Annotated in this window: 19 protein-coding genes, 1 tRNA gene and 1 pseudogene; 10 read left to right on the plus strand and 11 right to left on the minus strand. The window is 61.9% G+C overall.

Annotation, left to right across the window (positions count from 1 at the left end; all coding sequences use genetic code 11):
• Window positions 1-2: 2 nt before the first annotated feature.
• From FHT70_RS02640 to FHT70_RS02655, 4 genes are all read right to left on the minus strand, one after another.
• The gene (locus tag FHT70_RS02640) at window positions 3-3,326 is read right to left on the minus strand and encodes a transglutaminase family protein (protein WP_183698716.1); all 3,324 of its coding nucleotides are present in this window, start codon (window positions 3,324-3,326) and stop codon (window positions 3-5) included.
• A 110-nt stretch (window positions 3,327-3,436) separates the two neighbouring features.
• Complete coding sequence (locus FHT70_RS02645) at window positions 3,437-4,819, minus strand: sensor histidine kinase (protein WP_183698718.1); 1,383 nt, start codon at window positions 4,817-4,819, stop codon at window positions 3,437-3,439.
• A complete protein-coding gene (locus FHT70_RS02650; protein WP_085779464.1) occupies window positions 4,816-5,493 on the minus strand; it encodes a response regulator transcription factor in 678 nt (225 codons plus the stop codon). Before FHT70_RS02650 ends, FHT70_RS02645 begins: the two co-directional genes overlap by 4 nt.
• Before the next feature lie 93 nt (window positions 5,494-5,586).
• Complete coding sequence (locus FHT70_RS02655; RefSeq protein WP_183698720.1) at window positions 5,587-7,455, minus strand: tetratricopeptide repeat protein; 1,869 nt, start codon at window positions 7,453-7,455, stop codon at window positions 5,587-5,589.
• 322 nt (window positions 7,456-7,777) lie between these two features.
• Here FHT70_RS02655 and FHT70_RS02660 point away from each other — a divergent pair, with 322 nt between their 5' ends.
• The 5 genes from FHT70_RS02660 to FHT70_RS02680 all read left to right on the plus strand — a co-directional run bounded on the left by FHT70_RS02660 (window position 7,778) and on the right by FHT70_RS02680 (window position 12,483).
• Window positions 7,778-8,824: an ABC transporter substrate-binding protein gene (locus FHT70_RS02660; protein WP_097597241.1), complete on the plus strand. Its 1,047-nt coding sequence runs from the start codon at window positions 7,778-7,780 to the stop codon at window positions 8,822-8,824.
• Window positions 8,825-9,117: 293 nt separating this feature from the next.
• Window positions 9,118-10,062, plus strand: coding sequence for a tripartite tricarboxylate transporter substrate binding protein (locus tag FHT70_RS02665; RefSeq protein WP_020922265.1), 945 nt, complete (start codon window positions 9,118-9,120; stop codon window positions 10,060-10,062).
• The gene (locus tag FHT70_RS02670; protein ID WP_085779460.1) at window positions 10,059-10,550 is read left to right on the plus strand and encodes a tripartite tricarboxylate transporter TctB family protein; all 492 of its coding nucleotides are present in this window, start codon (window positions 10,059-10,061) and stop codon (window positions 10,548-10,550) included. The genes FHT70_RS02665 and FHT70_RS02670 overlap by 4 nt, the downstream gene beginning before the upstream one ends.
• An 87-nt stretch (window positions 10,551-10,637) precedes the next feature.
• Window positions 10,638-12,155: a tripartite tricarboxylate transporter permease gene (locus tag FHT70_RS02675; RefSeq protein ID WP_183698722.1), complete on the plus strand. Its 1,518-nt coding sequence runs from the start codon at window positions 10,638-10,640 to the stop codon at window positions 12,153-12,155.
• 157 nt (window positions 12,156-12,312) lie between these two features.
• A complete protein-coding gene (locus tag FHT70_RS02680) occupies window positions 12,313-12,483 on the plus strand; it encodes a hypothetical protein (protein WP_183698724.1) in 171 nt (56 codons plus the stop codon).
• Between the two features lie 113 nt (window positions 12,484-12,596).
• Here FHT70_RS02680 and FHT70_RS02685 read toward each other — a convergent pair whose 3' ends face one another.
• Window positions 12,597-13,688, minus strand: coding sequence for a DUF475 domain-containing protein (locus FHT70_RS02685; RefSeq protein ID WP_183698726.1), 1,092 nt, complete (start codon window positions 13,686-13,688; stop codon window positions 12,597-12,599).
• Window positions 13,689-14,037: 349 nt separating this feature from the next.
• Here FHT70_RS02685 and FHT70_RS02690 point away from each other — a divergent pair, with 349 nt between their 5' ends.
• The 3 genes from FHT70_RS02690 to FHT70_RS02700 all read left to right on the plus strand — a co-directional run bounded on the left by FHT70_RS02690 (window position 14,038) and on the right by FHT70_RS02700 (window position 15,381).
• Window positions 14,038-14,268, plus strand: a complete 231-nt coding sequence (locus FHT70_RS02690; protein WP_176536215.1) for a hypothetical protein — start codon at window positions 14,038-14,040, stop codon at window positions 14,266-14,268.
• A 59-nt stretch (window positions 14,269-14,327) separates the two neighbouring features.
• A complete protein-coding gene (locus FHT70_RS02695; protein ID WP_085779457.1) occupies window positions 14,328-14,507 on the plus strand; it encodes a hypothetical protein in 180 nt (59 codons plus the stop codon).
• Between the two features lie 148 nt (window positions 14,508-14,655).
• Window positions 14,656-15,381 (plus strand): hypothetical protein, encoded by a 726-nt coding sequence (locus FHT70_RS02700; protein ID WP_183698727.1) that lies wholly within the window; start codon window positions 14,656-14,658, stop codon window positions 15,379-15,381.
• Window positions 15,382-15,387: 6 nt separating this feature from the next.
• Here FHT70_RS02700 and FHT70_RS02705 read toward each other — a convergent pair whose 3' ends face one another.
• The 5 genes and pseudogenes from FHT70_RS02705 to cpdR1 form a co-directional block, all read right to left on the minus strand.
• Window positions 15,388-15,882, minus strand: coding sequence for a hypothetical protein (locus FHT70_RS02705; RefSeq protein ID WP_183698729.1), 495 nt, complete (start codon window positions 15,880-15,882; stop codon window positions 15,388-15,390).
• Between the two features lie 445 nt (window positions 15,883-16,327).
• Window positions 16,328-16,986: pseudogene (locus FHT70_RS02710) on the minus strand (porin); the annotation flags it as partial.
• 250 nt (window positions 16,987-17,236) lie between these two features.
• Window positions 17,237-17,431 carry a hypothetical protein gene (locus tag FHT70_RS30665; protein WP_348649511.1) on the minus strand — a complete coding sequence of 65 codons (195 nt, stop codon included), beginning with the start codon at window positions 17,429-17,431 and terminating at the stop codon, window positions 17,237-17,239.
• A 172-nt stretch (window positions 17,432-17,603) separates the two neighbouring features.
• Window positions 17,604-17,678, minus strand: a tRNA-Val gene (locus FHT70_RS02715).
• An 84-nt stretch (window positions 17,679-17,762) separates the two neighbouring features.
• A complete protein-coding gene (gene cpdR1, locus FHT70_RS02720) occupies window positions 17,763-18,125 on the minus strand; it encodes a response regulator CpdR1 (protein WP_003542883.1) in 363 nt (120 codons plus the stop codon).
• Window positions 18,126-18,313: 188 nt separating this feature from the next.
• On the opposite strand from cpdR1, the gene FHT70_RS02725 reads away from it, so the two are divergent.
• Together FHT70_RS02725 and hisN are read left to right on the plus strand one after the other, a co-directional pair.
• A complete protein-coding gene (locus FHT70_RS02725) occupies window positions 18,314-19,195 on the plus strand; it encodes an N-formylglutamate amidohydrolase (protein WP_183698731.1) in 882 nt (293 codons plus the stop codon).
• 267 nt (window positions 19,196-19,462) lie between these two features.
• Window positions 19,463-20,236, plus strand: a complete 774-nt coding sequence (gene hisN / locus FHT70_RS02730; protein ID WP_085780191.1) for a histidinol-phosphatase — start codon at window positions 19,463-19,465, stop codon at window positions 20,234-20,236.
• A 68-nt stretch (window positions 20,237-20,304) separates the two neighbouring features.
• Here the strand turns inward: hisN and FHT70_RS02735 are convergent, their stop codons facing one another.
• Complete coding sequence (locus tag FHT70_RS02735; protein ID WP_183698733.1) at window positions 20,305-21,279, minus strand: alpha/beta hydrolase; 975 nt, start codon at window positions 21,277-21,279, stop codon at window positions 20,305-20,307.
• Window positions 21,280-21,491: the final 212 nt, after the last annotated feature.

Genomic DNA, 21,491 nt, shown 5'->3' on the forward strand with positions numbered 1-21,491 from the left:
TCTCAAATGCCGGCAGGCCGCCTCAGATCCAGCGTCAACGGGAATTCCGGCGAACCCGTCTCGGCGCGCGGGATGAAACCGCCCGCCGTATGCCCCCACGGCTCGAAGCGGGCCAGCCGCCTTGCTTCCGCCTCGTTGCCGTTGACCGGGAAGGTGTCATAGGTCCGGCCGCCCGGATGGGCAACATGATAGATGCAGCCGCCAATCGAACGTTTCGACCATGTATCATAAATGTCAAAAGTCAAAGGTGTGTTGATCGGCAGCACCGGATGCAAGCCCGAAGCCGGCTGCCATGCCTTGTAGCGGACGCCGGCGACCGAGACGCCCGACGTGCCGGTCGGCGTCAGCGGCAGGACGCGGCCGTTGCAGGTGACGGTGTAGCGCGCGGTATTGCTGGTTTCGAAGCGTACCTGCAGGCGTTCGACGGACGAATCGACATAGCGAACCGTGCCGCCGATCGCGCCTTGCTCACCCATGACGTGCCAGGGTTCCAGCGCCTGACGCAGTTCCAGCTTCGATCCTTCATAGTCGACCTCGCCGCAGAAGGGGAAGCGGAATTCGAGCTGGGCCTTGAACCATTCAGGGCTGAGATCGAAGCCGTTTTGACGCAAGTCCGCCAGCACATCGAGGAAGTCGGCCCAGACATAATGCGGCAGCATGAAGCGGTCGTGCAGCGAGGTTCCCCAGCGCACGAACTTGCCGTCGGCCGGTTTCATCCAGAAGCGGGCGATCAGCGCACGCACCAGCAGCTGCTGGGCCAGCGACATGCGGGCATTCGGCGGCATTTCGAAACCGCGGAACTCCACCAGGCCGAGGCGGCCCGTCGGGCCATCGGGGGAGAAGAGCTTGTCGATGCAGATTTCGGCGCGATGGGTATTGCCGGTCACGTCGATCAAGAGGTTGCGGAACAGGCGGTCGACGAGCCAGGGCAAAGGCTGCTGGCCGCGGCCGGGCGCCGGGATCTGCGCCAGTGCGATTTCCAGCTCGTAGAGGCTGTCGTGGCGGGCTTCATCGATGCGCGGCGCTTGGCTGGTCGGGCCGATGAACAGCCCGGAGAAGAGGTAGGAAAGCGAGGGATGGCGTTGCCAGTGCAGCACGAGGCTCTTCAGCAAATCCGGGCGGCGCAGAAAGGGGCTGTTGTTCGGATTGCTTCCGCCGACGACGACATGGTTGCCGCCGCCGGTGCCGGTATGGCGGCCGTCGATCATGAACTTGTCGGCGCCGAGACGGCTTTGGCGGGCCTCCTCGTAGATGGCAGTGGTGATGTCGACCGTCTCTTTCCATGTCGAGGACGGATGAATGTTGACTTCGATGACGCCGGGATCCGGGGCGACGCGGATGACGTTGATGCGCTCGTCTTGCGGCGGCGGATAGCCTTCGATGTGAACGGCGAGACCGAGAGCGGCGGCCGCTCGTTCGGTCGAGGCGATGAGATCGAGATAATCTTCGAGCGTTTCTGTGGGCGGCATGAAGACGCAGAGGCGGCCGTCGCGCGGCTCGACGGAAATCGCGGTGCGGACGTGGCCGCCGATCTCGTTCAACGATTGAGGTGCCGCCGGTTGCTGGCCGGTGAAGGGCTGGAAGTGCGCGGCCTGTAGCGGACGCCCGCTATCCTCGGCGAAATCCGGCAGTTCCGGGCGCTGCACAAACGGATCGAGCGGGTTGATATAGGGATATTGCGAGGGCGGGATATAGGCGAGCGAATTGAGCGGCAGACGATAGCCGACCGGGCTGTCGCCCGGCACGAGGAAGATGCGGCCGCGCCGCGTCGACCATTTCTCGCTCGTCCAGGTGCGGCCGCTGGCGCGCGCGTTCCAGGCCTGAACAGGCAGTACATAACCGGTCGGGCGGGTCAGTCCGCGATCGAAGACACGGGCGATACGGCTGCGCTCCTCGGCGTCCTTGAGCTTGGAATTCGCCGGATCGACATTCTCCGGCAGGTTCGCTTCCTTGGTGAGCCATTCGGCGGGATCCTCGAAGGCCGGCGCGACATATTCCGGGGACACATCCAGCTCGCCGGCAATCGCCGTGAGCAGCCGGCCGGCATCATCCTCCGTGACCTCATAATTGCGGCCCTCGGTGGCGACGAGATTGTCATCGGACCAGATCGGCAAGCCATCTTTGCGCCAGTAGAGCGAGAAGGTCCAGCGCGGCAGGCTTTCGCCCGGATACCATTTGCCCTGGCCGTAATGCAGAAAGCCGTTCGGGGCGAAGCGGGTGCGAAGCCGGCGGATGAGCGCGTCCGCCTTTTCGCGCTTGGTCGGGCCGACGGCCTCGGTGTTCCATTCGGCGGATTGAAAATCGTCGATCGAAACGAAGGTCGGCTCGCCGCCCATGGTGAGGCGCACATCCTCGGTTTCGAGGATACGATCGACTTTCTCGCCGAGCTCGTTGAGTTCGTTCCAGCTGTCATCGGAGAAGGGCTTGGTGATGCGCGGATGCTCGGCAACGCGCGAGACCCTCATATCGAAGGCGAATTCGGTTTCGGCCTCGCCGAAATAACCGCCCGAGATCGGCGCGGCGTTGCGGTAATGCGGCGTCGCTGCAAGCGGGATGTGGCTTTCGCCGGTCAGGAGGCCGGAGGTCGGATCGAGGCCGACCCAGCCGGCACCCGGCAGATAGACCTCGGCCCAGGCATGCAGGTCGGTAAAATCGACTTCGGTCCCGGAGGGGCCATCGAGCGCCTTCAGGTCAGGCGTCAGCTGAATGAGGTAGCCGGAGACGAAGCGCGCGGCAAGGCCGAGATGGCGCAGGATCTGGACGAGCAGCCAGCTGGTGTCGCGACAGGAGCCTTTGGCGTTTTCCAACGTCTCTTCCGGCGTCTGCACACCGGCTTCCATGCGGATGACATAGCCGATCTGCCGCTGCAGGCGGGCGTTCAAACCGACGACCATATCGATCGTCGGCTGGCCCGGCGACCAATCGAGCGTCGGCAGCAGCGCCTTGAGACGCGGGCCGGCGGGCTCCGGCGTCATGTAGATCGACAGATCCTCACGGATGGTTTCAGGATAGTCGAACGGCCACTTGGTCGCCTCCTCCTCTACGAAGAAATCGAAGGGATTGTAGACCGTCATGTCGGCGACCAGGTCGACCTCGATCTTGAACTCGGTCACGGGATCGGGGAAGACGTAGCGGGCGAGGTAATTGCCGTAGGGGTCCTGCTGGAGGTTGACGAAGTGGTTGGAGGGCGTGACCTTCAACGAGTGGCTGAGCACCCGCGTCTTCGAATGCGAGGCCGGTTTCAACCGAATGATCTGTGGGCCGAGGCGGACCGGTTTGTCGTAGGTATAATGCGTCAGATGATAGATGCTGGCTTTGATCGACATATTTCTCTTTTTATCCGGCGCGCATCATTGTGCGGCTTGCTGTTCCCGAAGTCAGTGTGTGCAATGCAGCGAAAGAAAGCAAGGGCCGAACGTCGAGGACCCGGCGGCTTTTAGGCCGCTTTGGCGAAGGTGACCGCCGCCTTCAGACCCTTGCCGCACGCGCCCGGTTCCAGCGTCAGGGCTGCGTTGAAAAGATTGGCGATTTCTTCGACGATCGGCAGGCCGAGGCCGGCGCCGGGCGCACCGGAATCATTGCCGCGCGAAAAGCGCCTGCGAACCGCCTCCAGCTTCTCGCTGGGAATACCGGGACCATTGTCCTCGACTTCGAGGCGAACCGTGTCGGCGGCTGCGATGATGCGGACGGTGACCTCAGCCCCCTTGCCGGCATAGGCGATGGCGTTGCCGGCGAGATTGCGCAGCATCTCGCCGATCAGCAGCGGCTCGGCGCGGATCATGGCCGGGCTTTCGCCCTCGAAGCCCAGATCGATACCGGCGACGGCGGCCGCCGGGATCTGCTCGCCGGTGATTTCCTGAGCGATTGCCGCAAGGTCGATGGCGGAGGCGGTCAGCGCCTCCTTGGCCGTGGCGGCGTCGATCTTCGCCATCAGGAGAAGCTGAGCAAGGATGCGCTCGGCATGCGCCACGGCCTGGTCTCCCTTCAGCGCCGCCGCCTGGGCTTTATCAAGCGTGCCGGCGCGGGCGGAAAGGGCGAGCTGGGTGCGGATGATCGCTAAGGGCGTGCGCAGCTGATGGCTGGCGTTGCCGGTGAAATTGCGCAGCGCATCGAGGGCCGACTGCAGGCGGACCATGAAAGAGTTCACCGTATCGACCAGCGGCTCGACCTCGCTCGGCACGGTTTGTTCGATCGGATGCAGATCGTCAGGGCTGCGTTCGCCGATAGCGTCGCCGAGCTTGTAGAGCGGGCGGAGCGCCACCGTGACCGATATCCAGACGATCACCGCCGCGCCCAGGATCATGAAGGCGAGACGCAGCGCTGAACGTACGAGAATCGCCTGCGTCAATTGCCGACGGGCGATGGTGGTTTCGGCGACCGTCACGACGAAGGGCACGGAGCGGATGCCCGTCGAGGCCGAGCGCTCGAGAGTGGCGATGCGGATCGGTTCGCCGCGGAAGCTGTCGTCGGCAAAGGCCGCTGCATTGCCGGGCGTTTTCTTCAGGACCGGCAGGGATTGATAGCCGGTGATGAATTGACCCGGCGGGCCGTCAACACGGTAGAAGACCCGGTCCTGCGCCGCCGAGGTCAGCATTTCAAGAGCGACATAGGGAATGTCGACCTGCAATGTCCCGTCTTCGGCGACGACGACGCGTTCGGCAATTGCCAGAGCGGAGCCGGCGAGCACTCGGTCCGAGACGATATTCGACGTCTGGACCGCTTCGCGATAGGTATCGGCGAGCGCCAGCGTGCCGATGACGGCGGTCGAGATCAGTAGCCAGAAGAGCAGCCGGCGCCTGAGAGAGTAGGCGGCTTTCATGAGGCCCCGGGCAGCTTGTCGAGATAGTATCCGATGCCGCGGGCGGTCTTGACCGTAAGGCCGTGCGGCGAGAGGCGTTTTCTCAGCCGGCTGACATATTGCTCGATGGCGTTTGCGGAAATATCGTCGTCGAAGGCCGTCAGCGACTGGATGATCGCCTCCTTGGCCACGACCTTGCCGGCCCGCATGAAGAGGATTTCGAGCAAGCCGAGTTCGCGGGCGGGAATATCAAGAGGCGTATCGCCAGATGAAAAGGTGCGGGAATTAAGGTCGAAGGAAATGCCGCCGAAGCCGACGGTCGCAGACCGCAGCCCGGCCTGGCGGCGCAGCAGCACGCGTACGCGGGCCTCGAATTCGGTAATATCGAACGGTTTGATCAGATAATCGTCGGCGCCGAGATCGAGACCCTTCACCCGTTCTTCCGGCGTGCCCCGCGCCGTCAGGATCAGGACGGCTGCTTGGTTCTGCCGGGCGCGCATGGCGCGCAGCACGTCGAGCCCGTCCATCTCGGGCAGGTTGAGGTCGAGAATGACAAGATCGAAATTTTCCGCGGCGATAACCGCATTTGCGGATGCGCCGTCATGGACGACATCGACGGCATGGCCCGTGCCGCGCAAAATCGCCGACAGGCCGTCGGCCAACGCGATATTATCTTCTGTGAGCAGGATGCGCACGGATGTTCCCTCTGTTTTCAAAGGAGATTACAGAGGTGACCGAGCGATGTCATAGCGATTTTCAAAATTAAGTGAATGGCCGGGGACGAGATTTCAGCTCCCGGTCCTCTCGACCCGTTCACGTTCCGTCATTGCGATCGCCAACAATTTCCGGAAGCGGGGATCCTCGCGGATGTTGTCGAGGTCGGAATCATTGTCGAACCATTTGATATGATAGACGGAGCTGTGCGGCAGGAGCTTCTCGAGCAGGTCGATTGCTCGGTCGGTATCGCCGAGGACGGAATAGACGCAGGCAAGATTGTACTGGGCGACAATGTCGTCGGGATCGATGGCGATCGCGCGGGCGGCCCAGTCGCGCGCCCGCTTCGCATCGCCGAGATGGGCAAGCGCCAGCGCGCCGCGATGGGCCGGGCCGGAGTTTTCGGGATTGAGATTCAGCGCACGTTCGGCGCGCAGCAGGCCGAGTCGTGCCCAGTTTTCCGTATCCACCGGACGGCCGAGGGAGCGGTAGGCCGACATCAGATGGATCGGCGAGACGTAGTCGTCAGGGCGGATTTCGGCGGCGCGGGTGAAATATTGAACGGATTTGGCAAAGTTGCCGCGCATGAAGAAGAACCGGGCGTAATGAAAATTCGCCTCGAAAAGGTTCGGGTCGAGCGTGAGGGCACGTTCGAAGGCGGCCGCCGCACGATCATCGAGGCCGCTCTGATGCAGGGCCAAGCCATGCGAGGCGTGGGCCTCGGGAAGATCGGGGTCGAGCTGAAGGGCCCGTGCGCTCATATCGAGAATGCGCCTCAGCGGCACATCGTCAGGCGCCCAGTCGCGGATCGCAGCGTCGCAATCGGCGATGCCGGCATAGGCCCGGGCATAATCAGGGTCAAGTTCTACGGCCTTGCAGAACATGCGCCTTGCGAGCTCGAGGTAGGATTTTGTCCAGGTGTGGGAGAGCTGGCGACCCCTGAGATAATAGGTATAAGCCTCGACATTGGCCGTCGGTTCGTTGGCGATTGCCTTCTTCTCCTCCGGCAGCAGGCGCACCTTCAGCTGATTGACGATCGCCTGTGTGATCTCGTCCTGGATGGCAAAGATATCGGTAAGGTCGCGGTCGTAACGTTCGGCCCAGAGATGGTCGCCATTGGCAGTGTCGATCAGCTGGCCGGAGATGCGTACGCGCTTGTCGAAGATGCGTACGCTTCCTTCGAGCACATAGCGCACACCGAGTTCCTGGGCGAGGCGCTTCAACTTCACCGATATGCCCTTGTAGGTAAAGATGGTGTTGCGCGGCACTACGTGCAGGCTCGAGATCTTGGAAAGATCGGTGATGATGTCTTCGGTGATGCCATCGGAAAAATAATCCTGATCGGCGTCACCGCTCATATTTGTGAAGGGCAGCACGGCAATGAAGCAGGTATTGCGGTTCTCAGCCACCAGCCTGGTGGAGGAGGGTGGCGCCAAGGTGACGGTGTAGACCTGAACGGGCTGCCTGATATTCTTCAGCATGTGCTCGCCGATGAACTCGAAGCCGAGATTGAGGCGCGAGCCGACCTGGTCGCGCACGGAGGCCGACACGGCGATGCCGCCCGGTGCTGCGATACGCTCAAGCCTTGCGGCAAGATTGACGCCGTCGCCGAATATGTCGCCGTTCTCGACCACGACATCGCCGAGATTGATGCCGATGCGGAATTCAACGCGCTCGTCCTTCGGCACGTTCTCGTTGCGGGCCGACATGCTGCGCTGTATTTCGGCAGCGCAGGCGACGGCATTCACCACGCTCTGGAATTCGGCAAGGATGCCATCGCCGGTGAGTTTGACGATCCGGCCCTTGTAGTCGGAAATCCGAACGTCAATCAGCTCGCAGCGATGGCGGTTCAGCGCCTGCAAGGTGCCTGACTCATCCATGCCCATCAGTCGGCTGTAGCCGACGACATCCGCAGCGAGAATAGCGCTCAGTCGTCGTTCCATGACCCCTCCCATGGATCTTCCCAGGATAGTCTAGCTTTTTCTAGAGTTTTTGTCGCGTAGAGTCGTCCCCGAAAACAAGTTCGGGCGGCTTCGACGTTTTGACGCGGCAGCGCGACCATATATCGTCGCGGTTCTTCATCAATACTCTAAAGGGGTGAAGCATGGAACTGATCGCTAATCCTTTGTGGTGAAGAGGCCGTTCCCATTGAGGAAAGCGACATTATTGTCCGGATTGATGTTTCCCGGTCGGCAGCTTCGATCCAGCGCCCTTGCTCCTCTCTGTGCGCTCAGGCATTGTTGCTGCATGAGGAGAGTTTGCATTTTGCTGCTGGCGTTCTGGCCGGGTTGCGTCCTGGCGGACCAAGCCTTCTTTCCGGCGAAGTCGGGCGATGCCGCCGCACCGGTGCTGACGGTCTATTCTTCGCTTGACGAGCCCTTGGCACAGCCGATGATCCGCGGTTTCCAGGAGGCCAATCCCGATGTCGCGGTCAGATATGAAGACATGCTGACCGGTGAAATCTACGACAGGATCGTCAGAGAAACCGATGCGGGTGGCAAAACGGCGGATTTTGCCTTTTCCTCGGCGATGGACCTGCAGGTGAAGCTTTCCAACGACGGCTATGCGCAGGTCAGCAATCTGCCGATGAGTGCTGCCTGGCCGAAATGGGCGAACTGGCGCAATACCGCCTATGCGCTGACCTTCGAGCCGGCGGTCTTTGTCTATCACAAGCCGAGCTTTGCGCACGAGCCGGTGCCGAGCTCGCGGGCGGAATTCGTGGACTATCTGAAGCGCAAGGGCAATGCGGTCTATGGCCGGATCAGCACCTACGATATCGAGCGATCGGGCGTCGGCTTTCTTTTCATGGCGCGCGACCAGGAGCAATTCGGCGACATCTGGTCGGTGATCGGCGCGATGGGCGCGGCCGGCGTCAAGCTCTACTCGACGAGCTCGGCGATTCTCGAACGCGTCGCCGACGGGCGCTTCGTGCTCGGCTATAATATTCTCGGTTCCTACGCCGCCGACTGGGCTTCGCGGCACCCCGATGTCGGCATCGTGCTGCCGAAGGACTATACGGTGGTGATGTCGCGCATCGGGCTGGTGCCGCAGGCTGCAGCCGAGCCGGAGCTCGGCCGCCGCTACCTTGCCTTTTTCATGTCGAAGGAGGGCCAGACGATCATGGCGCGCGAGCTGCAGATCCCGGCCGTCAGCCCGGAGGTGGCGGGGGAGAACACTGCCAATACGCTGCAGGAACTGCTCGGTGCCCAACTTCGGCCGGTGCCGGTCAGTCCCGGGCTGATGGTCTATCTCGATCAGGTAAAGCGTGCGCGGCTGATCGCGCACTGGAACGAGGTTCTGCGGGCACAGTGAAGAAGGCCAGCTTTCGGCCGGTTCACGACCTCAATATCTGTTACACCTTCGGCGGGCTGCTGGCCCAATTACGGCAAAAAAGCGGCTTCTCCTTCTGGATATCTGGCCGATGTCAGCTAGATGACAGGTTGTTGTGGTGGCTTTGGCTACTTCTTTTCCGTGGAGGCGGAGAATTGAAGTTTGGGAGGCATTCCGCTCGTCATTCAGGACAATTGCGTCCGCTGGCCGGCCACCCCTTCCGATTCACTCGAGAATAACAGGCGGTTCGCTCAACCGCCCACGGAGGACATATCGTGAAGCATACGTTCATCGCAACCATTCTTGCAGCCGCCATCGCGCTGCCGGCCTATGCTGCCGACTACACCATCATCGCGCCGGCCGCTCCCGGCGGCGGCTGGGACCAAACGGCCCGTTCCCTGCAGGCTGCGCTGCAGCAGGAGAAGATCGCCGGCAACGTACAGGTCCAGAACGTCCCCGGCGCCGGTGGCACCATCGGCCTTGCGCAGTTTGCCAGCCAGGCTGCCGGCAATCCGAATTCGCTGATCGTCGGCGGCTATGTCATGGTCGGCGCCATCCTCACCAACAAGTCGCCGGTGACGCTTAAGGACGTGACGCCGATCGCCCGTCTGACCGGCGAATATGAAGCTATCGTCGTTCCTGCCTCGTCCGATATCAAGACGATGGCTGATCTGGTCGCGGCGCTGAAGAAGGATCCGGGCTCGGTTTCCTGGGGCGGCGGCTCGGCTGGCGGCACCGACCACATCACCGCAGGACTGATCGCCAAGGCTTCCGGCGTCGACCCGACGAAGATCAACTATGTCGCCTTCTCCGGCGGCGGTGAAGCGCTCGCAGCCATTCTCGGCAACCAGGTCACAGCAGGCGTTTCGAGCTACAGCGAGTTCGAATCGCAGGTGAAGGCAGGCATGCTGCGTCTCCTCGCCGTCTCCAGCGACAAGCGTATCGACGGCGTCGACGCCCCGACGCTGAAGGAGGCCGGCACCGACGTTAGCATCCAGAACTGGCGCATGGTCGCCGCAGCCCCTGGCCTGTCGGACGACGAAGTTGCCAAGATCACCGCCGATTTCGAGAAGCTGCACAGCTCTGCCACCTGGCAGGAAACGCTGAAGACCAAGGGCTGGGCCGACACCTATCTGTCCGGCGACGCCTTCAAGGCGCAGCTCGAAAAGGACGTCTCCGCCACTGAGGGCATTCTTAAAGAGATCGGACTTGTTCAATGAGCGAGGATAAGACCTCCTCGGCAACCGAGCGCCGCCCTGATCGGGCGGCGTTCATCATTGCCGTTTTTCTCTTCGCCATCGCCGGTGTGATGGCCTGGGATGCAACCCATCTGAAAACGATCGCACAGTACGCCCGCATCGGTCCGGCGACGGTGCCTGAGGTGGTGGCGTTCGGGCTCTTCTGTCTTGGCATCTGGACCCTCGCCGAAGCTTGGCGCGGCGAGTTTCCGGAACGAGAAAAGCAAGAAGTGGCACCCGTCATCTGGATCGTCGCGGGTCTTGCCTGCCAGATGCTGCTCCTGCGCGTTGCCGGGTTCTCAATTGCGACCGGTATTCTGTTTGCACTGACCGCACGCGGCTTCGGCAAACGCAAGCTCTGGATCTCGCTGCCGATCGGCATCGTTTTCAGCTTCGTCGTCTGGGCGATCTTCTCGCAGCTCCTGCAGCTGACGCTGCCGGCCGGCCCGCTCGAACATCTGTTCTTCTGACAGCGCGGGACGCGCTGTCAGCTCTTTTGATTTTTCGCGGCGACCGATTGCGAAGGCACGGACGGGAACGCCGCCTGGGACACCAAGATGAGCACATTCGAATTTCTATGGCAGGGTATCCTGGTTGCGATGCAGCCGATGAACCTGGTTTATGCGATGGTCGGCGTGACGCTCGGCACGGCCGTCGGCGTGTTGCCCGGCATTGGCCCGGCGCTCACTGTGGCGCTGCTGCTGCCGGCCACCTACAAGCTCGATCCGGGCGGCTCGCTGATCATGTTCGCCGGCATCTATTACGGCGGCATGTATGGCGGTTCGACGACGTCGATCCTGCTCAACACGCCGGGTGAAAGCGCATCGATCGTCACCGCGCTCGAAGGCAACAAGATGGCGCGGGCCGGGCGCGGCGGACCCGCATTGGCGACGGCAGCGATCGGCTCCTTCGTCGCCGGCCTCATCGCCACGCTCGGGCTCGCCTTCATCGCGCCCTACATCGTCAAGCTGGCGCTGGTCTTCGGGCCGCGCGAATATTTCGCGCTGATGGTGCTCGCCTTCGTCACCGTCTCCTCGGCCTTCGGAGATTCGGCGCTTCGAGGCCTGACCGCGCTGTTCATCGGTTTCGCGCTCGCCATGGTCGGCATCGACCAGCAGACGGGGCAGGCCAGGCTTTCCTTCGGCATCCCCGACCTGCTCGACGGCGTCGAAGTGACGACGCTCGCGGTGGCGATGTTCGCGATCGGCGAGACGCTCTATATAGCAGCGCAGGGCAACCGGGTCGCGGAGCAGGTGGAGGCGGTCAAGGGTTCGCTCTGGATGAATGCACAGGACTGGTCGCGCTCCTGGAAGCCCTGGCTTCGCGGCACGCTGATCGGTTTCCCGATCGGCGCGATGCCGGCGGGCGGCGCTGAAATCGGTACGTTCCTGTCCTACTCGACCGAAAAGCGGCTGGCGAAGAACCCGGAAGAATTCGGCCATGGCGCGATCGAAGGCGTGGCCGGACCGGAGGCGGCGAATAATGCGTCAGCCGCCGGCACGCTGGTGCCGCTCCTGACCCTCGGCCTGCCGACGACGGCGACGGCGGCGATCATGCTCGCCGGCTTCCAGCAATACGGGCTGCAGCCGGGGCCGCTCCTGTTTGCCACCAATCCGCAGCTCGTCTGGGGACTGATCGCCAGCCTGCTCATCGCCAATGCAATGCTGCTCGTCCTCAACCTGCCGATGATCGGGCTCTGGGTGCGGCTGCTGACCATTCCGAAGCCATGGCTCTATGCCGGCATCCTGCTGTTTGCGACGCTCGGAACCATCGGCGCCAACCCTTCCGTGTTCGAGCTCGGCATGCTGCTCGCCTTCGGCCTGCTCGGTTATGTGATGCGGCTCTTCGGCTATCCGATCGCGCCTGCCGTCGTCGGCCTCATCCTCGGGCCGCTGGCCGAGCAGCAACTGCGCCGCGCGCTGGCGATCAGCCAGGGCGACGTGACGACGCTGGTGATGTCACCGATCGCGGCAGGCCTTCTCATCGTTGCGGCGGCTGCGTTCCTGATCCCGCTGATCCTGCGCATCCGCGGTCGGGGCCAGGTGCTGTCGCAGCTGGCGGCAAACGAAGACTAGAAGAAAAAGACAACCTTACCCCTGCCTGGAGGCCGGCCATGGAACCATGCGCCGGCCTCTTCTTTTTGCATGGCTGCGGTGATTTTCCGTGCATTGTCGATGCGACAGCGCACTGCCATCTATGAGTGGTCAATCATAAAGCAAGAGGAACAGGACAATGTCCGCCATCCGCAATTCAGTCCACGCCGGCTTCCTGGGCCGCGCATTTGCTGCGCTGAGCGCCGCCAACGCCGTCAGCGCCGCTGTCGAAGCCGGCCGTCGTCCGCGCGCCCGCGACCTCAAGGAGCTTGGCATCGATCCGGCTTTGTTCGGTCAGGTCATCCGCTAAGCCGCTCAAGGCATGCAGGAATGAAACAGCCCGCAACCGATGGTCGCGGGCTTTATTTATGTCGGAGTAGCCGCAACGCTGAGGCGCGTTGCGACCCGTAATTGTCTGCCACGTCAGGCGTGCAGTTCCTCCCGCCGGTCGGCGTGATCTTCTGCCCGCTCGCGCCTGTTGTGGCGAATGGACGACCAGAGCGACAGGCCGATCAGTGCCGCGCCGCCGAGACCGGTGATTACTTCGGGAATATGCACCAGGGTTTGCGCATACATGATCACTGCGAGGATTAGGATGGCGTAGAACGCGCCATGTTCGAGGTAGCGGTATTCGGCAAGCGTTCCCTTCTCGACCAGCATGATCGTCATCGAGCGCACGTACATGGCGCCGATGCCGAGGCCGATCGCAATGACGAAGAGGTTCTGCGTCAAGGCGAAGGCGCCGATGACGCCGTCAAAGGAGAAGCTGGCATCCAGCACCTCCAGATAGATGAAGGCGCCGAGGCCGCCCTTGGCGGCAGCGCTCATCGTCTGCTGCGACGCGTCGAGCAACTCGCCGACGACCTCGACCGCGAGGAAGGTGAGCAGGCCGTAAATGGCGCAATGGACGAAGATGCTGGCTTCCTCGCCGCCGATCAGCCAGGAGAAGACAAGCATCAGCGCCAGCACGAAAGCGATCTCGATGCCCCTGATGGTGGCCGAGCGCGCCATCACCTTTTCAAGGCCGCGAAGCCAATGGATCGTCTTCTCATGGTCGAAGAAATAGCTGAGGCCGACCATCATCAGGAAGGTGCCGCCGAAGGCTGCGATCGGCAGATGCGCATCGTTCATGATGCGAGCATATTCCTCGGGTTCGCGGGCGGCGAGCACCAGAGCGTCCCAGGGGCCGATCCGTGCGGCGATCGCGACGATCGCCAACGGAAAGACGATGCGCATTCCGAAGACGGCAATGATGATGCCCCAGGTGAGGAATCGTTTCTGCCAGACCGGCGTCATCTCCTTCAGCTTGTTGGCATTGACGATGGCATTATCGAAGGAGAGCGAGATCTCCAGCACCGCAAGCACGGTGCAGATGAAGAAGACGGTCGCCATGCCGCCGGTCGTGCCGGTCGTCTGCCAACCAAGCACGGCGCCGAGAACAAGGCCGAGAGCCGTGACCATGAACGCCCAGCGGAAATAGCCGAGCGAGGATTTAGTGGTCTGGGGCTGGTTCATGGCCGCACCTCGCGGCCGCACAGCTTGTTGGAGAGGGTGGAGATTTTGTCAAAACGCCGCATGCCACAACGGGCATGCTGACGAGGCATGGTGAGCTTTTTCATCGATGAAAAATCCGCCGGCTGAGTTGCAGGCGGTACCGACATCACGAGAGCGCCGTAAAAACTCTCGCCAGAGGGGCCCGGCACCAATGTTTCCCGTAGCCGATGTCTGGAAGGCTACGGGATGGGCCTTAGGTAATCTACTTCCCAAACCAGTCAAGGCCAAACGCCTCACGGAAAACCGCATAATTTCGGGAACCATCCGCGCCTCCGCTCGTTAAACCCTGGTTGAGCTGAAAAGGACGCCGATGATGCACACTTCGACCCATATTCCCGATAAACGCACAGAGGCATCCGACCGCATGAAGCGGGCAAAGCCGAACCGCATGCAGAAGGCACAGGTGCTGCCGCCGCATCACGTCGATCTGACGCTGACGCCCGGCGTCTATCACGACATTCACGTGCCGGCACATGTGAGCGGTGCGGACCTCTCCAAAGGAGGCCCCGACATCAAAGCTCATACGAAAACGAAGAAATAGCGGCTCCGAGGGCTTTTCGGCGCACTGACAGTTGATTTGAAACACAGGGTGAGAAGCACATGACAATGAACTTTGTGCCCCGGGATATTGTTATCCGGCACGAAAATGAATGGCAGGCCATCCGCGAGGGGGCGGACAACCGCATCGAGATCGGTAAACGCAAACAGCCGATCGGTTCCCCCATCAGCGGCGCCGCATCGGCCGGAAAAAACGAGTCTTCAGCTCAACGTCCGGACTAGGCGAAAGACAAACCTCTGGAGATAGGCGCCCGGTGATGCCGGGCGTTTTGTCGTCTAGCGCATCGGCCCGCGTCAAAGATAACGGCCCTCGCCAACCTTTCGGAAAGGATTGGGCAGCGATAATCCCGGCCTCACGGGATTCGGAAAGATGGTCAAGACAGCGACACGCGGCCGCCGCAAGGCGCCGGCGAGAGGAAAGAGCAGAGCACGCAGCAGTGGCGGATTGCTGCCCTGGGCGGTGATCGGCATTGCCGCGGTCGGCGGCATCGTGGCTCACGACAATTGGAAGAGCCTTCAGCCGCTGCTTGAACGGCAGTCCACGCCGATCGCACGCGAAATGGCGGAGCCGAGACCTGTCGCCAGGAAGGATGTGCCGCCGAAGCAGGTGGCGCTTGCCGCACCGACGCCGAGAGCCGCGCCGACGGCGCTACAGGCGCCGCCGCTGCCGCCGGCCGCAATCCCGACGCCGGCCATCCAACCGATCAAGGCGGTGCCGGCCCCGGCCTCTCCCGGAGCCCAGCAGACGGCGACGGGCGCCTTCGGCTATTGCGGGCAGGGCGCGCACATCAATTGCGTCGGCGACGGCGGCGTTTTCTGGTACAAGGGCGAAAAGATCGTCATTGCCGATATGGCAAGCCCGGTGGCCGACCAGGCGCGCTGCGATGACGAACGCAGGGTGGCCTTTGCCGCGAAGCTGCGCCTGCTGGCGCTTCTGAACGCCGGCCCGTTCACCATCGATGCGGCCGGAAAGACGGAGTCCCCAGGCGCGCCGCGGATCGTCTCGCGCGACGGACGCTCTTTTGGCGCACAGCTGATCAAGGAAGGGCTGGCGCGCAAGCCGGGGGCTGCCGGCGGCGCGTGGTGCGCTGCCTGACGGCAGCTATTTTCCCTTTTTCACCAGCTTGCCGCCGGTACGGAAGCTGCCGGTGAAGGAGGAGTCCTTGCTTTCGGCGGTGCATTCGATCGCGATCGGCTTGCCGGCGTAGGGATTGCCGAAGGTGCAGAAACCGGCGACCTTGACTTGGCCGGTCATCTTGTTGCCGACGCCCGTCGTGACGAGGCTCAGCGGCAGGCGAGCATTGCCGTTGGAGGCCGGCTTGATGCCGCTGCCATCGCCCTGGAAACCGAGCGCCTTTCCGTCCGAAGTGAAGATGAAGGTCACCGAGCCGTTGGCCAGGGTGACGCTGGCAAGCTCATTTTTGCAGCCCTTCGTGGCGTCGAACTTGGCGACGACCAGTTTGGCGCATTTGCCGGAAAGCGTAATGACGCCGGGGGCGCCGGGAAATGTCTCTGGCGGGGAGGCGGGCGCAGCAGCGGCTGGCAAGGCGAGGACGGCGGCAACAAGGCCGGCGGCGACAAGCGCGGATAATTTCATTTCAATCTCAAACCCCATCTCGTGGCGAAGCGAATCAGTGCTTCAGCCTCGGTTCGCCATGGCATGGTTCTGTGTCCGAATTTGGCTCTGTTGTCGACGGCACCAGGATTTCGCCGACGACCGGGCCGGATCGGCGATCGGTGGCGGATGAGCGGAAGGTTTTTTGAACTGAGTGGGTACAGATGGCTTGGGATGCTCGAGATCGACAGCGACCCGATGCGACATGACGGTGGCAAGGCGCTCATCGAGCGCCTGCCGTCTTGACCGTATTTCTGGGTTGGACGCACTTCGGATCAAGGGGAATGGGCCCAGGCAGGGAAGTCCAGGCCCATTCTTTCCCGATCGGAGGTCAGTCAGATCAGGAATTCGTGGCCGCCGGCCCGCAGCGCCGCGCGTCTTTTCAGATGCACAAAGAGCGCTGTGGTTGATTGCCAGCAGCCTTTTATTAGAACGTGCGCTGCAGGCGGAAGTAGCCCGAGGTGACGTCGTCAGCATTGTCCGGATCAGGTACTGAACCGAAACCTTTGCCGAGAAGTTGTCGACGATCTGGTAGTCGACCGTTACGCCGGCCTTCCAGGCGTTAACGTCATCCTTGAACTCGCCCGCAGTGATGCCGTAGTTGTCGTAGTACTGAACAGCCGGGGTGATCTTGAGCTTGTCGGTCGCCTTAATGGCGTATTCGGCAGCAATCGCCCATTCAGCCTTGTTGTAATAAGCGTTCGGATTGCTTGCGTAGACAACTGCGAGGCCGAGCGTGCCCGGACCGACGGCAACCGTACCCATTGCACGGACGGCACCTTCTTCGTTGTCGGTGTCGTAACCAGCCGTGATCTGGTAGCTGAAGATACCAGCCTTGCCGCCGAGACCGACTGCAACGCCGACGTTGTTAGCGGTTTCGCCGTTGTAGAACGGGCTGTCTTCCAGCTCGTCGACGCTGATGCCGGCGTAGAAGGCGTCGGTTTCGTACTGATAACGCAGCGAGTTGTGCAGCGTGACCGGAGAGCCGATATCGTCGGTTTCGCCGGAGAGGCCGTCGTCCCACCAGCTGTAGAACAGACCAGCGCGGAAGCCGGCGATGTCGAGGTAAGCCGAGTCGAGCTGGGCCTAACAACGAGGGGCTGAGCATTCCGCAATGGTATGCAATTGATGCTCGAATGAACGCGTCCTCATATGAGAGCGCGCCGTAACTGCAATCTGCGTGAGTCGGCGCAGGGCCAGGCGACCGGATTGCCTGGACATGCCGATCGATCGGAGCAAGGGACGGATCTCAATGATTGCGACATCCTCAAACGGAGACAGAAATCGCCTCGCTCGCTAAAGCACGTCACATGAATCAGGTTTGATGCGACGTGCCTTAAGGACTTTTGAAGTCGTCCCAGAGGATCGCCACACCAGCCCCGAATATCGTGATCGGAATCAGCCAAAACTTGATGCTGATCGGTTGAACGACATGAAACTGCATGTAACCGAAACCGAAGAGGCCAACCCCAGCCAGGACGAGGCCCAGAATTATGGATATCGCTTTACGTGTCCGCGTCCTTTGCGTCATACGTCCCCTGCTTCCCGCGTGGATGGTCATCCCACAGCCGATAGATCCCGCCCGATCTGGTCGGAGCTAATCACGCAAGCCCCCTCGCGCTAAAGTCCGGATTCAGGCGCACGCCGGTCTTGATAAATAAAATCCCGATCGGAGATCTGTCAATGATGTCAGGGAGATCGGATGGTGGGCGTGACAGGGATTGAACCTGTGACCCCTACGATGTCAACGTAGTGCTCTCCCGCTGAGCTACACGCCCATCCGATGGCGGCGCATAGATCACAAAACCTTTGGAGCCGTCAATAGGCTTTTTTCAGTTTTGTGACGCGCCGCCCGACAAGCCCTATGCGGCAAGCATTTTGTTGACCTCATCGACGAGGTCGCGCAGGTGGAAAGGCTTGGAAAGGACCTTGGCATCCTTCGGCGCCTTCGAATCGGGGTTCAGCGCCACGGCGGCAAATCCGGTGATGAACATCACCTTCAGGTCGGGGTCGAGTTCGGTGGCGCGGCGAGCCAGCTCGATGCCATCCATTTCGGGCATGACGATATCGGTCAGGAGCAGAGAGAACGGCTCCTCGCGCAGGCGGTCATAGGCGCTGGCGCCGTTGTCGTAAGAAAGGACCTTGTAGCCGGCCTTTTCGAGGGCTTTCACCAGGAAACGGCGCATGTCATTGTCGTCTTCGGCGAGAAGTATCTTCTGAGTCATCAATCCAGACCGCTAATCAATAGGTTTTGGGTGGGCTGCCAGCCGTTTACACTAGTCTTTGTCCGGTAAACAACCGGTGAATTGCCTATGCGCGACCGCCATCCCTCCTACATAGTATGGACTTGCGGCCGGGCAACTGGCAACATGGGCGAAGCAGTCAGTTCATGACATGGTAAAGAGGGCCAGAAGTGCCGGAAATCCGCGAATACGAGCTTTTTGAGGTTCATGAGCCCGTGTCGCAGACCATTCCTTTCGTCTACAACTCCCCCCATAGCGGCCGCGTTTATCCACCGGAATTCATCGCGCAGTCGAGGCTGGAAGGCATAGCGATCCGCCGTTCCGAGGACCATTACGTCGACGAGCTGTTTGGCTCGGCCGTCGAACTCGGCGCGCCACTGCTCGCCGCCAATTTTCCGCGGGCCTATCTCGACGTCAATCGTGAGCCCTACGAGCTTGATCCAAGGATGTTCGACGGGCTGCTGCCGCCCTATGCCAATGTCAATTCGCTGAGGGTCGCCGGCGGGCTTGGAACCATTCCGCGCATCGTTGCCGAGAATATGGAGATCTATGCACGGCGGCTGCCGGTGCAGGAGGGGCTCGATCGGGTCGAGGCAGTCTACAAGCCTTACCACGCGGCGCTGCGACGGCTGATCGCCCGCACCCATGTGCAGTTCGGCTTCGGCGTTTTGATCGACTGCCACTCGATGCCCGGCAATGTTCGGGTCGCGGGCTGCGCCGGACGGCCCGATTTCATCATCGGCGATCGCTACGGCACCAGCGCTTCGGCCGAACTTTCGCGCGCCGCCATCGCCATCCTCGAGGAAATGGGCTTTGCTGCGATCCGTAACAAGCCTTACGCCGGCGGCTTCATCACCGAACATTACGGCCGTCCCTCGCGCGGTCTGCACGCGCTGCAGATCGAAGTGAACCGGGCGATCTATGTCGACGAGGTGACGCTGGAGAAGCGTGAGGATTTCGCCGCGGTGGCCGACGCCGTCGCGGCCTTCATGCGGCAGATGGCGGATCATGTCGAAAAATTCGCCGGCGATCGGGCGCTGGCCGCCGAGTAAACCTGCGATTTCCTGATCTCGGCTTGCCTCCCCAGGCCAAAAAAAACCGCGCTTGTCAGCGCGGCTAAGTCTAGGGAGGAAACACCCAAGGAGGGTATTTACAGTCAGAAGACTGTAATGACGACGCTACTATTGCGTTGCACAAATGTCAAGCAATATATTGCGCTGCGATATCTTTGGGCAATTCGCCCGAAGTTGCCCTCGTCGTTTGCATTCCCGCTCGTTTTCGCTATGAAAGCGCATTCCCGCCAGCCAAACGGTGTCACCATGCTTCCTGACCGTTCATTCTTCAATCGTCTGGCGGAGGTCGCCCGCGCCGAGACGCTGCCGCGCTTCCGCTCCGGCCTCGATGTCACGAACAAGCTTTCTTCCGGCTTCGATCCGGTGACGGAAGGCGATCGGGCGGCCGAGCTCGCCATCCGGGCGCTGATCGAGGAGAATTTCCCCGACCACGGCATTCTCGGCGAGGAGCATGGCGATGTCGGGCTCGACCGGGACTATGTCTGGGTGATCGATCCGATCGACGGCACGCGCGCCTTCATATCGGGCGTGCCGGTCTGGGGAACGCTGATCGGTCTGCAGAGGCAAGGCCGGGCAATCATGGGCATGATCGAGCAGCCCTTTACCGGCGAACGTTATTTTGCCGACGAGAACGGCTCGATCTATATCGGGCCGGAGGGTGAGCGACGGCTGGTGACCCGCCAGTGCGAGGCACTTTCGAGCGCCATCCTGTTCACGACCTCGCCACATCTCTTCACCGGCGGCGAGATGGAGAAATACCGGGAGATCGAGGCGCAGGTGCGGCTCTTCCGCTATGGATGCGACTGTTATGCCTATGCGCTGCTTGCCGCCGGTCATATCGATCTCGTCATCGAAAACGGCCTGAAGCCCTATGACGTCGGCGGCATTATTCCGGTCATCGAGGGGGCGGGCGGCATCATCACCACCTGGGACGGCGGAAGGCCGGAAAATGGCGGCTCGATCATCGCCGCGGGCAGCCGCGCGGTCTATGAGCAGGCAATCGCCATCCTGCAGCGCTGAAGCCGGGCTCGGCAAAGCCGATGCCCCGGGTCGGAAAGGCCGATGCCAGTCAGCTCGTTTGCTCCGGCTTATGTGCCGAGGGCGGCGACATCATGGTTTTCCTCGGCATCGCTGCCGGGGATGAAGGCGTGGAAGGCCGCCAGCGCCGCGGCGCGATAGATATCCCGTTCCTGGAAGATCTCATGGCGGGCGCCGTTGATCGGCACCAGCTGGCCGGCGCGGAAATAACGCGAGAGCCGCTCCTGCGCCGTGTAGGGCACGACGCCGTCTCGTGTCGGGGCGATGACGATGGTCGGGATGGTGATCGAGAAGAGATGGTTGGGCGAGGTGACCCGGTCCATGGTCCGGAAGGCTTCGGTCAGCCAGCGGGCCGTCGGCGGCCCGAGCGTCAGTTCCGGATGAGCCTTCATCATCGCTACATTGCGCTCGAAGCGCGCTTCGTCCGAGGTCAGCGGATTGTCGCGGAAATCCGGATCCTTCAGCTTCGAAGTCAGCGGCATGAAGCCAAGGCCGGCGGTCGTAAGCGCGCCGGCGAGGGTGCGGATGACGCGAGGCGAGGCCGACTGACCGGTCAGGCCGATGAAGGGAGCCGATAGCACCATGCGATCAATGCGGGTAGTGAGATAGGGAGCGGCCGACAGCGCGATCAGCCCGCCGGTGGAATGGCCGAGCAGGTAGAAGGGCAGGCGGGTATCCGGCAGCACTATCTTTTCGAGGAAGGTGTCGAGGTCGCGCTCGTAATCGGAAAAGCGGCGGATATGGCCGTGATTGCGGCGCTTCAGGAGCCGCGACGAACCGCCTTGGCCACGCAGGTCGAAGGTCGCGACCCAGAGGCCCTTGCCCGTCAAGTCACGGATCGTCTCGAAATATTTTTCGATATATTCGTTGCGGCCATGGATGATGACGACCGTGCCCTTGGCGACCTGGCCACCGGAGCGGAAAACGGCGTAACGCAGCCGGTGGCCGTCATGGGTTTCAAAGAACCCTTCGGTGCGGTTTTCCGGGGCGGGATTATCGGGCGTCGAATAGAGAACCTGATCCATGACTTACCAATGCGCCGCTGCTGAATGCTTCCCTCAGGGATAGCGCATGGCGACCAGCTTGGAAAGCCGGGGAAAAAGGGCCGGCGGGAGCGTGAGGGCGCTCGCGGCCGGCCCAAGTTTAGACTGAAGAAGAAGGGACGATGCACTTCAGCCATCGGGGCCAGTGTCACCCGACATCGTCATTTCTAGACAGGCATGTCTGAACGCGTTCC

The sequence above is a fragment of the Rhizobium sp. BK049 genome, from assembly GCF_014193135.1.
Lineage (GTDB): Bacteria > Pseudomonadota > Alphaproteobacteria > Rhizobiales > Rhizobiaceae > Rhizobium.

Excerpts from the sequence above, each read along its gene's own strand:
- FHT70_RS02640 (WP_183698716.1), bottom strand. The coding sequence starts at position 3,326 with ATGTCGATCAAAGCCAGCATCTATCATCTGACGCATTATACCTACGAC.
- FHT70_RS02645 (WP_183698718.1), bottom strand. The coding sequence starts at position 4,819 with ATGAAAGCCGCCTACTCTCTCAGGCGCCGGCTGCTCTTCTGGCTACTG.
- FHT70_RS02655 (WP_183698720.1), bottom strand. The coding sequence starts at position 7,455 with ATGGAACGACGACTGAGCGCTATTCTCGCTGCGGATGTCGTCGGCTAC.
- FHT70_RS02670 (WP_085779460.1), top strand. The coding sequence starts at position 10,059 with ATGAGCGAGGATAAGACCTCCTCGGCAACCGAGCGCCGCCCTGATCGG.
- FHT70_RS02675 (WP_183698722.1), top strand. The coding sequence starts at position 10,638 with ATGAGCACATTCGAATTTCTATGGCAGGGTATCCTGGTTGCGATGCAG.
- FHT70_RS02680 (WP_183698724.1), top strand. The coding sequence starts at position 12,313 with ATGTCCGCCATCCGCAATTCAGTCCACGCCGGCTTCCTGGGCCGCGCA.
- FHT70_RS02685 (WP_183698726.1), bottom strand. The coding sequence starts at position 13,688 with ATGAACCAGCCCCAGACCACTAAATCCTCGCTCGGCTATTTCCGCTGG.
- FHT70_RS02690 (WP_176536215.1), top strand. The coding sequence starts at position 14,038 with ATGATGCACACTTCGACCCATATTCCCGATAAACGCACAGAGGCATCC.
- FHT70_RS02695 (WP_085779457.1), top strand. The coding sequence starts at position 14,328 with ATGACAATGAACTTTGTGCCCCGGGATATTGTTATCCGGCACGAAAAT.
- FHT70_RS02700 (WP_183698727.1), top strand. The coding sequence starts at position 14,656 with ATGGTCAAGACAGCGACACGCGGCCGCCGCAAGGCGCCGGCGAGAGGA.
- FHT70_RS02705 (WP_183698729.1), bottom strand. The coding sequence starts at position 15,882 with ATGAAATTATCCGCGCTTGTCGCCGCCGGCCTTGTTGCCGCCGTCCTC.
- FHT70_RS30665 (WP_348649511.1), bottom strand. The coding sequence starts at position 17,431 with ATGACGCAAAGGACGCGGACACGTAAAGCGATATCCATAATTCTGGGC.
- cpdR1 (WP_003542883.1), bottom strand. The coding sequence starts at position 18,125 with ATGACTCAGAAGATACTTCTCGCCGAAGACGACAATGACATGCGCCGT.
- hisN (WP_085780191.1), top strand. The coding sequence starts at position 19,463 with ATGCTTCCTGACCGTTCATTCTTCAATCGTCTGGCGGAGGTCGCCCGC.
- FHT70_RS02735 (WP_183698733.1), bottom strand. The coding sequence starts at position 21,279 with ATGGATCAGGTTCTCTATTCGACGCCCGATAATCCCGCCCCGGAAAAC.